Genomic DNA, 13302 nt, shown 5'->3' with positions numbered 1-13302 from the left:
GGTTAACAATGCAATCGTCTCGAGTCCGAACCACGGCAGCAAGACACGTCGTTGCAGCGGTCTGTCTTGGAGCGCTCGCAACGACGTCCGCCACGGACGCCGCGCAGCCGCATCCCAACTTCTTGTTCATCCTGACCGAGGACCAGGGGGCCCAACTCGGCTTCGTCGGGACGCCCGGCGTCGAAACGCCCCACATGGACTCCATCGCAAATCAGGGAGTCTACTTTGCCGAGGCTTTCGTCAATTACCCCGTCTGCTCCGCGTCGAAGGCGAACATCTACACCGGTTTACACTCACACGCCAACGGCATCGCTACCAATACCGTCAATTACTTCAAGCCGGACTCGGAGCTGTCTGAAGACCAGCGTACGAATGGGTTCTACCAACGGCTGCGCGTGCCGGACGACACCCCGACGCTGGTGGAGTTGCTGAAGAAACAAGGGTACTTCACGGGGGTGAGCGACAAGCTTCACGTCGCTCCGAACAGCAAGTTCCCCTACGACCGCTGGGACCGTGTCGCCACCGGCGATAAGGTCGAGCAGTTTGCCGGCGAGGCGACCGCCGAGGGGCGGCCCTGGTTCTACTTCTGCAACATCGAGCAGCCCCACCGGCCCTTCCGCAACGGCGACGAAGTCAAGCTGACCGTTGAACGTACCAAGGTCGAAGTCCCGGCGTTCCTGCCAGACACACCCGAGGTGCGGCAAGACTGGGCAGAGTACCTCGACGCCGTCGAGCGCGCCGACGAGCACGTCGGCGACGTGCTCGCCGGGCTCGAGCGAAGCGGTCAAGCGGGGCAGACGATCGTGATCTTCATGGGGGACCACGGGCCGGCGTTCCACCGAGGCAAAATGTCCCCCTACGACTTCGGCCTCCGCGTGCCCCTGGCGGTGCGTGGCCCGGGCGTCCAACAGGGAGTGGTCTCCGACGAGCTGGTCAGCGAGATCGACCTGATGCCGACCATCCTGCAGTACGCCGGCATCGAAGTTCCCAATGGCCTGCACGGCCAGTCGCTGCTGCCGCTGCTGGACGGGGTGAGCACAAGCCTACCTGGCCGTGAGACAGTTGTCGGGGAAGTGACGCACGGGCTTCATGCTGGCGCCGTGGTGATGGAAGAGCGTGCAATTTACGACGGGCGGTATCGGCTGATCTACCGCAGCGATATAGACGGCCGGCGCGACTTCAATGCAGACCTGCAGTACTGGGTCACGCCGGGTGACGGCAACGCCCCCTGGCACAACCGCTCGTTCGACAGTGTCGTCGCCAATCGCGAAGAGCACCCCGAGGCGTACCGCTTGCTGGATGAGACCTGCTCGGAACTAGGTGAGTTCCAGCCGGCCGAGCTAGAGCTCTACGACGTGCAGGCCGACCCCTACGAAGTGAACAATCTCGCCGACGACCCCGACTCGGCCGGCGTGCGGACGCGGTTGCTCAGGGCCCTGATCAAGCATGCGGCCGACACATCGGACGCCGCGATTACTCCGGCCAAACTAACCTCCCTGATCAAGGCGGGCGAAAGGCCAGTCGCCGCGGCTAACGCGGGTCGCAAGGCAGACTCTCGCTAGCAGGTTGATCTTGGCGCGCAGAGCAGCGTCTGGCGCAGAAGACGCAATCGAACAGAAGGAACGCTTCGCACTTGAGATCGACACGATGCCAGCACCGCCCTTCCAGGATGCATGCAGCGCAGCAGCGGTTCTGGGACCTAATCACGCACGCCGGACGGTCCCTTTGGCGCCGTCGGCGCTGCGACCGCCGGCGGGGATCCCCCCGGCGTCGACTATTCCTCGCACTGGAGCCTCGCCTCGCCCTCTCGGCGACCACGGCCGTGCAGAGCGGCCCCTGGCACGACCTCGCAACTTGGGACAACGGGATCCCCGACGCCACGACGCGGGCGATCGTATCAACGGGCGTCACGGTCGACCTCACGGGCATCGACCACGTTGCGAAGGAGCTGGTTGTCCACGGCAAGCTGGCGGCCTCTGAGAACCTGAACGCTGTCTCTTCGAATCCCGCGGTCGTCGCCCCCGATCGTTTGAAGCTGTACTACGATGGTCAGTTGGTCGGATCCGTCCAGGGTTCACAGCTCTGGGCGCACCTCACGGCGATCGGCATCGGGGGCGCCAACGGCGCATTGCTTACGCACACCGGCGTCATCAGCAGCGGCGCCTACTTCGACGGGCAGATCGATTCGGTCGTCAGCTATAACCGCGCCCTGAGCGCGGCGGAAGTCCAGCAGATTGCCGGCAGTTTGCGGAGCGATGGTTCGTCGCTGGCCTCGGACGACGCCGTAGCGCGGTGGACCTTTGATGGCGACTTGCTTGCTGGGGACTACGACCGCAATGAGACGATCGATCAAGACGACTACAACGTCTGGCGTAACGCCTTCGGGTCGACGGTCGCGAGCCCGTTCGACGGGGCCGACGGGAACGGCGACGGCATTGTTGACGCTGCGGATTACTCGCTCTGGCGAGACTATGTCGGCGCGACTTCGGCGCCGCCGTCGGCCCGCGATGTGGCGGCCAGCGGCGCGGTCAGCGACAACGGCACGGTTGCGGGCGGGGCTGTGCTGGCCGGCGGCGCGCTAGTACTCGATGGCCTCTCCAGCGTGCTACAAGTCGGCAACTCGGTCGACCTGAACGACGGCATCTTCCCTGAGAAGACAATCTCGCTGTGGTTCAACGCGGACGATACGGTCGGGCGGCAGGTCCTCTACAAGCAAGGGGGTGGGGGCCGCGGGCTCGCGATCTATCTGGAAGGGGACACACTGTACGCCGGCGCCTGGAACGCCACGACCTCCGAGAGCGGCTGGACCGGCGATTGGATCCTGCAGACGGGCGTCACGCCCGGCGCGTGGCGCCACGTCGCGCTGGTGCTCGACGCCGACAGCGGCGTTGCCACGGCAGACAAGTCGCTCACCGCCGACTGGGTCCACGTGAACAGCGGCGGCCTGTTCCAAGTAGGGACCGCGGCAGACCGCTTCGACGCCGGGGTGTTTACCCTCACGCTCACGGGCGACGACCCCAACGCCGACTTTATCATTGAAACCGCCACGGGCGCCCTGCAAGTTTCGGACAACAACGCCTTCCTCATGGCTGCCGGCGGCGGCCGATTGCAGTTTTTCGGCGAAGAGAAGCTGTCGTTCACCAAGCTCGCCGCAACCGCAGAAGTTGGCGCTGCGTCGATCCCAGTCGAGAACGTGATCGAACGCAACTTTGATGGCGTAACGAGCGCCGCTTCGGACGGCTCCCTCAACTGGAAGGTGGGCGACCAGATCGTCATCGCGAGCTCTTCCTACGACTACGCGGATCAGGAGGTCCGCGTCATTGCGGCGGCTACCGATCTGGGCGACGGAACGACCCGCCTCACCCTCAACCAGCCGCTCGCCCGCCGCCACTACGGCGAGATCGAGACCTACAGCAACCCCCAGCGCACGTGGGACCTCGATCTGCGGGCCGAGGTGGCCGTGTTGAACCGCACGATCCGGATTCAAGGGGACGAGAACGCCGACACCGACAATAGCTTCGGCGACCGGGCCAAATGGAACAGCGGCGCCTCCGACGGGGTCGGCGGACACGTCATGGTGATGGGTTCCGCGGGCCAGATCTCGCTCGACGCGGTCCAGTTCGACAGAATGGGGCAGACGGGGCGCCTGGGACGCTACCCTGTCCACTGGCACGTCGCCGGCGACCGGTCGGGTGACGTGCTGCGAAACTCCAGCGTCACGAACTCGAACAACCGCGGCGTCACCCTCCACGGCACGCAGAACGTGCTGCTGCAGGACAACGTCTTGCACGACATCCACGGCCACGGCTTCTTCATGGAGGACGGCGCAGAGACGGGCAACCGGCTTTTAGCCAACATTGCTTTCGGCATTCATCAGGTGGGAGGGGGCGAGTCGTCGAACGATCCGTTCGTAGTGCCGGGCGTTACCCGAGGGCCAGACGGCAAAGTGAACGGCGAGGCGCCCCGTAGCGGCAACGGCGAGAGCTCGCACGACACCGGAGAGAACACCGACAACCGCTTCATCCACTCGGCCGCCTTCTGGATCACAAATCCTGACAACACCTGGGTCGGCAACGTTTCTGCCGGTGCCGAGGGGACCGGCTTCTGGTTCGTGTTGCCGGCGGGCGTGCTCGGGCTGTCGAAAGACACCGGACTGTACAACGGCCTGACCCCCCGACAGACCAACCTCCGCCAGTTCGACTACAACACGACGCATTCGTCCCCAGTCGGGCTGACCTTCGATCGGGGATCCGACATCGACCCGGGCGCCTCGAACAGCTACGATCCTCCGACCGAGCCGGTAGTTAACTTCTTCACCGGGTACAAGCACACCGGCGCCGCGCTGTACCACCGGGCGCCGCGCGGCGTCTTCAACGAGAACCGCTACGCCGACAGCGGGACAAGCTCTTTCAACACCTTCTATCAGGAGGTAACCAGTTCCCTGTTCGTCGGTCACAGCCGAGGCAACGCCGACGCGTCGAAGACCGTCACCGGCCACTCGCTGTACGACGGCGCAAGCACGCTCAGCGGCAGCCACTTCGCGGGATACGCGGCGGCCAACGCCCATACCTTCCGCTCCAATGGCGGCACTGAGAAGCGCACCCATCACATGGTCAGCGGCGTCTCCTTCGAGAACGACGGATCGGCCAGTCATGTCAGCATCTCGGACGCCGACGGCAGCCCCAACTTTGGGCTCGCGAACACGGCTGCCTACTCGGCTGTTCTGCTGGATGTGGATGGTTCGCTTACCGGGGTGGCCGGCCGCACCGTCGTTCCCAATGTCCCATTCATGCACGACAACGACGGCTCCGACTACAAGCCGGCCGGGTGGAACGCCTGGGTGACGGACAACCTTTACGCCGAGCTATTCATCAGCACGCTGAACCCCAACAACGCTTCGCTAGGCATGGCGGCTATGGAGTACACTTCGCCCGCCGGCGAGACCGCTACGACTGCCAGCAACACTACGCGAAACCGGATCTCGGCAAAGCTGGACGACGGGCACTACACGGTCCGTTTCCCCAGCGGCCTGGGGAGCTCGTCCGCCGGGTTCCAGATCCGGCTCCAGGTCGCGAGCGGGACGCCGGCGACCGGGTCTGCCACCTTCCGTTACGTGGGCATCGGTCAGACGATGATCCCCAACAGCGGCCAAGAGGTTGGCAGCATGGCGGCGCTCAACGCCGCAACGCAGAACGCGTTCTATAGAAGCGGGAGCGACCTGTGGATCAAACGGTTCATCTCTGGCCAGTTCGTTAAGATCCTCCCGAATGCGGCGCCGGCATTGAGTGAGGCCGACTTGATCGCGCTCACCTCGATGAGTACGGCGCCCGGTCTACCTTCCGCGTTCCGGTCTGCCTCGGTCGTCGCCGGGCACACGGCAGCAGAACTGGGCGCCGCCAGCGATGCAGCGAGGCGTAACGCACTAGCTGAAATGGCCGAAGAAGCCTCGGGGCACGAGCGGCACACGGCGGTCAGCTCGCCTGGAGCGAAAGACGCCAGGGAGCACATCGACCAGGGCTTGGAGATCGGCGTGAGGGCGTCTTGGGGTCTGGCCTTCGGGCCCGCGGATTCTTGAGCTCACTACGTCAACCGGTCGCGTACATCGAACTCGCTGAGTTCTCAAGAATCGCTCGTCGGCAATTGGAACGGCGTTGACGACGCAAGACAGAACTCGTCCCATGCTCGCGGCCGACGGAGTGGCTTCCGACCGCCTGTTTTCGCCGCCGCCCTTGCCGCCCGGTGGTGTAGAAGACGGACCGCGGGGTGGGCGGTAGCTGCCTTACCCCTGCGCATCTGCTCCGAGCTGAGGCCCGTGCGACCAGAAGCACCCGAAGTCGGTGGAGATAGTCACGCACTTCCTGTCTATCACTGGCAGGCGTTGGACGAGAGTTGGGGTAGGCCGTGATCAGGGCGGGTGCTTCACGGGACCGACCGGAACCGTGAAGGTGCCTTGGTTGGGACGCGTGCTATGGCCCTCCCAACTGCCAAATGCGCCGACAGCGCGCTGCGCGCGCATAGGCGCGTCGGGGCGGCCTAGCGCCCTTCCCCGCCCCACCAAGGCCCAACTGCGCCACAGCGGGCGCGTGGGGCCCCTGGTGGGGCTCTGGGGGGCAGGGGTGCGACGGGCCACGCTCAGCGTGAGCGATTGCGGGCGCCAACTAGCCGCCCAACCCGCAACGACGCGGCTGCTCGATCACCGCCTTCGGCGGCCTTGCCCCGATACGGCCGACGGTGTGCCGGAGCCAGGGCCATCTTCGGCCTGCTGCGACGACCGCTACCGTATGCGTTGAAGACGCCTAGCAGCCCATCAATCACAACGCGTATCCCAGCGGGCCAGCGCGTCGCTGCGCCTTGGGGCCGGGCCACTGGGCAGGCTCGAACCGGTTTACCCACCACGTTGCAACGGCGGGTCGGCCGGTGGGCCCGGCGGCGGCGGCGGCGGTGGGGGACTATCCTTCACCATGAAGGCGTAGATCAGGACAAAGGCCGCGTAGAACGTCACGAAGAAGCACCAGTAGCTGGCCGCGCTGTCGCTAATCAGATAACCCACGGTGGCCCAGAGCCAGCCCCACGAAACGATCACCAGGCCCTGCCAAAACGGGCGCCACCAGAGCAGAAACGGGGCGCCGATCACCAACGCCCAAAGAAAGTACGCCCAGGCGGCATAAACGGGCGGGTTGCGCGGGGACCACCAATTTAGGTGCCCCCCGGGGGTAACCTGCGTGAACATCGGGTGGTAGGCGACGCGCGCCAACGTGACGAACAGCAATCCCGCCGAAAGCACGAGAAAAAACAGCAACCGCCGTCCACGCAGCGGCAGCGCGAACATCGACCCGAACAACGGCCCCCACGCTTGCCCCAAGAGCGCCAGCGGGATCAGGCCGACCGTAAGCAGGTGATTGAGCGTTCCGTGGGGCCGGGGGCCATCGAGCCACAGGAGGCCTTCGACCCACTGCATCGCCGTGATCCCCATCAACGCGACCCCGCCCCACCTGAGTCGCGGGTGATCGCGACGCAAGAGATAGGCGGCCGCGCCGTACGCGCATCCCCCCGCCATCAAACTGGACGTCGCGTTGAAGCAGATGGCTGATCCCCCCCGGCCAAGAATAACGTGAAGCTGCGCCAAGCGTGCGATAGCCTACCCCTTTCGGACAAGGCGACTAGCACCGCTTTGGGCGGTGGTCACTTCGGCCGGCTCTTCTGCGGACCCGACCGAACTTCAGGAGCTGTGATCTCTGGCAGGGCGCCTTCGTCTGGGACGCCGTCAGCGGGATGCGGAGCCTGGCGGACGTGCTGATGGGCGCCGGCGTCGACCTCACAGGATGGTGACTGCAACGAGCGACGGGAGTCTCTGCCAACGGCAAGGTGGTCGTCGGCTACGGCGCTAACCCAGCAGGCCAGATTGAGGCTTGGCGGGCCGACCTGTCTGCGGTTCCAGAGCCGACGGGTTTAGGCCTGTGCAGCGTGTTGGCTTGTGCTGTTGCCTTTGCCACCCGGGAAGACTTGACCGGAACGTTTGCCGGGCGCGTCAGGCCTCCCAGCTCTTGAGGCGTTCGGCAACGGCCAGCACCTCGTCGCGCTTCTTCTCGAACAATCCGAATAGGACGATGATCGCTACCCCCGCCACGATGCCGGCGATCCACCACACCCAGGTACGCTCAAGCTCGACCGCGGCGTGCCAGATCACCGAGAACAGCGAGACGCACAGAAAGGCGAGCCCCAGGAAAAGGAACGCCCGCACCCGCAAAAGGATGCCGAGCATCACGCCGGCGATCGAAAGGGCCGCGAGCGCCATTGGCTGCCACAGCCCGGCGCCGACGCCGTTGAGAAAAATGTCCGCCGTGCTCGAGGCGTAGACAACGATCATCGCGCCGTAGCGCGCGGCGCCGAGTTGCTCGGGCGTGAGGCGACTGCGGTTGAGCTGGGCCCCTGCGAGCAGGCACAGGGCCGGAGGGATCAGCCAGAACTGAGGGTGCTGCAGCAGCCCCAGGCCCTCGACGGAGTGGAGCATCGTCCAAAGGCTGCCGTTGAGCGCCGCCACGGCCAGTGCTGCGAACCCGGGCGACTTTCGAGCCACGCTCAGCGATGTGTAGAACAAGCCAATCGCAACCAGCAGCAAGGCGTACGACCCGGCCGTCGAGGACGACCAGAAGCCAATCACCGGCAGCAACGGCAGAAGCGCGCCCGTGTTCGCCAGCGGCTCGGCCAGCACGCCCTGCCGCCGGCGGCGGAACCATTCTGATAGGCCGGCCCCGGCGAACGCGATCGCCATGACGATAAACGGCCAGAATTGGGCGAACCATCCGCCGAACAGCCAGGGCATCGTCACGCGAAGGTGCAGGAAGAGCAGCCCCAAGAGCGCCTCGGCAGCGTAGACGTAAACGGTGCGGCCGCGTTCGCTCAGACCGAAGGGGTCGCGTCCCGGAGCGACCGCGGCCACTAGGGCGCTCACCGCCAGCCCGGCCAGCGCGGCGGCCACCGCCAGCACGGCGGGCCACTCTAGCGGCGCGGCGCCTTGCTGGACCAGGTAGGACGTCTCAACGATGAGGGTCGCTACGAGCAGGCACGCGGCTAAGGCAGCGAGCGCCGGCGCCAGCTTCTGCGCGGCGCGGGTCCAGTCGTTGGGCTCTCGCCGCAGCTTGACGAGTCCAACGCCGTAGACCGGGGTCACGGCGGCCAAGCCAACGGCGGACGCAACCAGCCGGTGCAGCAACGGTGCGGCAATCGACGGAGGCGCCCATGCCCAAGCGAGCGCCATAGCGAACAACGCACCCAGACACAGCGCGGCGTAACGAAGCCCGGTCTGCCCACGGCCGGTCGCCAGGAAGGCCAGCCCCAACGCGCAGGCAAGCAGCCCGTAGGCGGCCACCAGCCGGTGGCTGAACTCCTCATCCGTCACCTGCACGTAGAAGACCAGCAGCGTGACCAGCACCGACGCTAGGCTGTTGGCGGCAATCAGCCACACCCGCCCGGCGGTAAGAACGGGGCCTTGGATCGGGACGCCCAGCCGACGCAGCGCGACGACGAAGCCTTCGCGCCGTCCCCAAACGTAGCTTGTGGCTAGCACGAACGCCGAAAGGGCCAGCGTGAACGCCCACACCAGTAGTTCCGGCGGCAGGAGCAACGCGTCCAGATAGCGTCCGATGCCCGCCAGGCCGATCAAGTAGAACGCCGCCACCGGCCAACGCACGTGACGGTCCCACAGACAGGCGACAGCGCTGGCAAACACCGCGCCCAACGCCAAGTGCGGCAACCACGGGTAGGCGCCCGCCCGCTGGGGCCCGTATCCGAACAGGTCGATCAACAACGCTAGGGCTACTGCAGCGATCGCCAGCCACACCGCGAACCGATGCAGGCCGATCAGCTTGAGCCGCGCTAGCGCCCGTGGTTGGTGCTTGGGCATGCGCAGCTCCACCAGCACCGAGCAGACCGCCGCTAGCCCCAGCACGAGGGCGTTAAGAGATATCAAGTCGGTGAACTCGCGGCCCCGCACCTGCATCTGAGAGAGCCATCCGATGGTCGCCGCGCAGAGCGCCGCGGGGGTCGCCACCCAAACGGGCCACCGCAACGCGTCGCGGGCCGCAAGCGTCAGCATCACGGCGTAAGCGACCAGGAGCGTGGCCACGGTCCACCACGGCCAACCGGGGGGCCTGGGGCTGACGCCGACTTCGCGTAGCGCAAACACCACCGTACAAGCCGAAAGGCAGGCGACCCAAGGGGCCGAACGCCGCCTGCTCGGCAGCGCGACAAGCGCCGCCGCTGCCGCGGCGGTCGCCGCCAAGAGCGTGTGGTAGGCGAGCCATTGACCGGAGTCGAAGCGGGCCAGCTCGGCGGTGGACGTCGCGACGGTGAGCAGGGCGAGTCCTCCCGCACGGTGTTTGGTAAATGGTCGCCGCGCGTCCCGCGACGCCAACCAGACCGCTAGACAGGCGAGCGCCAACGCCGCGAGCCCGCCGGGGCTGGCGACGCTCTGCTCCCAATCGATTGCCCTGGGGTCGCGAAACACTCCTACGCACCCGGCGATCAGCGGCTGAAGGGCGAACACCAGCGCGATCATGGATTGCACGCTCAGCAAGATCGGCTGCTTGGTGAACGACCAAGGGGAGCCGCCGTTCCACGCAATCGCCCCTCGCCAGGCGAGCGCGGTGACAGCCAACACGGCGGCGTTCACCTGAAGCACCTCGATCCACGCGACCGCGTCGAGCGCCCGGCCGTCGGTGGCCAACCGCAGCATAAAGACCAGCGTCGCTACGCCGGACGTGAGCAGCCCGAATGCGAACGCGTACTGGCTAGAGCGTTCGCGCACGGCGAACGCCAGCAGCACCAATGCAAAGACAGCCAACGGGCCGCCGTAGCAAACGGTGGGGCCGATCTGGGCGAACCATGAGGTAGGATCGGGGCCCGTCAGGGGGCGCTCGGTTAGATTGGTCGCCACGACGAACGAAAGCACCACCAGCAGAGGCGCGATCGTTGTGAAGGCGAGCACGCTGCGTCCCGCACGCAGCCCGCTTGCGGGCCCCCCCTCCGCGGTGCGGACTTGGTCACCCGCGCCCATCATGAGCCAGCCAACGCCCCCCACCGCGGCGAGCCCCGCAAGCCACGCCAGCAGCCGGGCCGACTCCCCCGGCATGCCGCTGGTGTGGATGCAAGAGACCGAGACGAAGCCCACGACCGCGACGTACAACAGCACCACCATGCCGATCACCAGGCCACGGGCCGCAGCACTGGGCGACTCGCCCAGCATCGCCGAGATTGTGCCGCGATGGACCCCCAGCCGATCGAGCGCAGGAGAGATTCTGCGGCGCATCAGAATGGGGACCGAAGCCGCCACGGCGTACGCCGACAACAGCCAGCGCAGGGCGGAAGCAGTCGCCTCTTGGTCGGCGAACGCGGCGGACGCCAACGCACAGCCCGCGCCGCCCAGCAGCAACAACGCCATCAATCGAAGCCCCGCGCCGCGTTCCCAAAGGCCTGCGGTCGAGAGCGCCGCGACGGCCGCCAGGAGCGCCCAGCTTCCGACGCCGGCCGCGTGCGCCGCGGGAAGGCCCGACACTTCGAAGGTCGCCACCGCGAACGGCACGCGGAAGCCGGCCTCGGCTGAGGGCGAAAGCTCAACCGCGGCGCCCGGGAAGCAGGCGTACAGGCAGAGCGACACCGCGGACAGCACCAGGGCGACCTCGAGCACTCGGTCGACGCTAGCCCAGTGGCGTCGGGCCAGCGGGAGCAGTATCGCGTTGCCGCGGCGCGCGGCAAGCCAGACGCCGGCCAGCCTGGACGCCCGCCATGCCAAGGCGTACAGCGCCAACACGACGCCCAGGGTCTGCAGATACCACGGGTCGATCCAGGGAACACTCGCTGCTTGGAACCAGCCTTGGCGGCTCAAGAGCCCGGTCACCGACAGCGACAACGCCGCCGCCAGCCCCCCCTGGAAGGCCACGCACAGCTCGCGGGCGCCACGCAGCTTCGAGATCGCTAACCACAACGCGGCGATCCAAAGCCATGCGCCCGCTAAGAACGAGTAGTCGAGCCTCGAGCATGCGCCCGCCGCCACGGCCGCTGCCAACAAAGAAGTAGCCAGCCCCGCTACCGAGAACACCCCTCGGCTTATCGACGTGAGGGTCTGCCGCTGCCACCATGCGCCCGACGCGACCGCTACGCACAGAGTGGAGTGAGTCAGCAGCGCGAGGACCCACCTCGAAAAGTCGCCAAAGCCCAGGCCGTACCGGAAGACCAAGGTCTGCACCAGCGCCGCGAGCAGCAGCGACGAGGCGCCCCACGATAGCCAGCGGTGCTCAACCAAGAGCGAGGCGGCCACGGCGAGCCCCGCGTACGCCGCGATGCACCACGCGGCGCCCGCCGGGTCGCCGACCCTGCCAAGGCCAAACCAGGCAAGCAGCGCCAAGCTTACCGCCGCGGCGGCCGCCGCCGACAACGCCCACTCGCGGCTGTCGTCGCGCCTGCCGACGCGACGGCACACGAAGGCGACCGCGGTCAGCAGCGCCACAACCGGCGTCAGGCGTGCGCCGGTTGCCGCGGAGACGAGCGTGCGGACCAGGCTCGGTGTGTCGATCGCCCCCCACGACGCTTCACCCGCCACGACCGCGAAAGCAACAACCCAGGCGGTGGCGATCCCCGCCGCGGCCAGCCAATTGAGCCGAGGAAACGAGCAAACGCGGGCGAGGACGGCTGCTACGACGGCGTTGATGACCGCGGCCGTGACGAGGGCCCAAGGCAGCGGCCACGACAGGGCGAGCGAAGCCACGAGCAACATCCCACCCAACACGCCGACGCTCGTGCCGGCCACCCGCACCGCTGCTCCCCCTTCGCCGGGGCGTCGGGCGGAGAGCATGGCGGTCGCGATCAAAGGGGCGGCGACCAGCGCAAGCTGCGGCGCGATGTTCCGCAGCGCCGCGGCCACCTCACCCGCCATGTGCAGCAGCAGCGCCAGCGGCAGCAGCATGGCGAACAGACACAGGCCAAGCGCCAACAAGTGCCGCACCGTGTGCTCAACGTCCGCTTCTGATTTGGCAAGTGTGCGACGGAGGCTTTCAAAGGCAGCGGCGACGAAGACGCTGATCGGCGCCAGGGCGAACGCATTGAGCACCGCCGGCGAGGCGTCCGCCCTCACGTAGCGGCGGGTGAGCAGAAGCATCAGCGACGGCGCCATCACGCCGACCGTGGTGGCTAAAGGCGCCAGCGGGGTGATCTTGCGCGCCGCGAAAAACGTCAGCGCCGCGAACATCGCCAGCGAGAGCCCCTCGCCCGCGAGTGAAAGCAGGTCGGTGGGGGGCGACGCCTCGGTAAATGCGGCGATCGCCAGGAAATTGAGCGGCGCAAGCAGCGACGCGATAGTAAGCACGCCGTGGCTGGTGGTGCGGATCTTCCAGCGGCGATCGGTGTAGAAGCCAACGGCGAACAACGCCGCGGAAACACCGTTGAAGATGCCGAACTTTAGCAGCGGTCGCTCGGCGATCTCGGCCCAGAAGCTGATCACCAGTGCGATCGAGCAGCCGACGATCATCAGCCCCCCGACCAACTCCCCCCACATGATGTTGTTCTTCTCAAGAAACGCCTGGAACAAGCGTCCCACGGGCGCGCGCGCCTTGGCCGGAGGGGGAGGCGCATGCGCGGCCACCTCAACGGCGGCCGATCGGTGTGCGGCGTAACGCTCCGCCCTTGCGCTAACGACTTCCGGGACCGGCCGTGGGCGCACTGGTGTCGAGGGTACCGCCGCGGCCGGCGACGGGGCGGCAGGCACTACCGGTACTTGTGGTGGTTGGCGCGGCGCCTGTCGCGTCTTTT

4 protein-coding genes are annotated in these 13302 nt (G+C 66.9%); 2 read left to right on the top strand and 2 right to left on the bottom strand.

The genetic code is table 11. The features are described from left to right. Nucleotides 1-8 precede the first annotated feature (8 nt). Together Pla175_RS21395 and Pla175_RS21390 are read left to right on the top strand one after the other, a co-directional pair. Nucleotides 9-1562, top strand: a complete 1554-nt coding sequence (locus Pla175_RS21395; RefSeq protein ID WP_145290380.1) for a sulfatase family protein — start codon at nucleotides 9-11, stop codon at nucleotides 1560-1562. Nucleotides 1563-1822: 260 nt separating this feature from the next. Continuing rightward, a complete protein-coding gene (locus Pla175_RS21390) occupies nucleotides 1823-5575 on the top strand; it encodes a LamG-like jellyroll fold domain-containing protein (protein ID WP_197527044.1) in 3753 nt (1250 codons plus the stop codon). 810 nt (nucleotides 5576-6385) lie between these two features. Here Pla175_RS21390 and Pla175_RS21385 read toward each other — a convergent pair. Together Pla175_RS21385 and Pla175_RS21380 are read right to left on the bottom strand one after the other, a co-directional pair. Beyond that, nucleotides 6386-7057 carry a hypothetical protein gene (locus Pla175_RS21385; RefSeq protein ID WP_145290373.1) on the bottom strand — a complete coding sequence of 224 codons (672 nt, stop codon included), beginning with the start codon at nucleotides 7055-7057 and terminating at the stop codon, nucleotides 6386-6388. 471 nt (nucleotides 7058-7528) lie between these two features. Further along, on the bottom strand, nucleotides 7529-13090 hold the full coding sequence (locus tag Pla175_RS21380; RefSeq protein WP_145290370.1) for a hypothetical protein: 5562 nt from the start codon (nucleotides 13088-13090) through the stop codon (nucleotides 7529-7531). Nucleotides 13091-13302 lie beyond the last annotated feature (212 nt).

The sequence above is a fragment of the Pirellulimonas nuda genome, from assembly GCF_007750855.1.
Taxonomy (GTDB): Bacteria; Planctomycetota; Planctomycetia; order Pirellulales; family Lacipirellulaceae; genus Pirellulimonas; species Pirellulimonas nuda.
Note: the sequence above shows the minus strand (reverse complement) of the source record. Positions and strands in the feature narration are given on the sequence as shown.

Bases quoted from the DNA above. Each gene is read 5' to 3' on its own strand.
- Pla175_RS21395 (WP_145290380.1), top strand. From the start codon at position 9: ATGCAATCGTCTCGAGTCCGAACCACGGCAGCAAGACACGTCGTTGCA.
- Pla175_RS21385 (WP_145290373.1), bottom strand. From the start codon at position 7,057: ATGGCGGGGGGATGCGCGTACGGCGCGGCCGCCTATCTCTTGCGTCGC.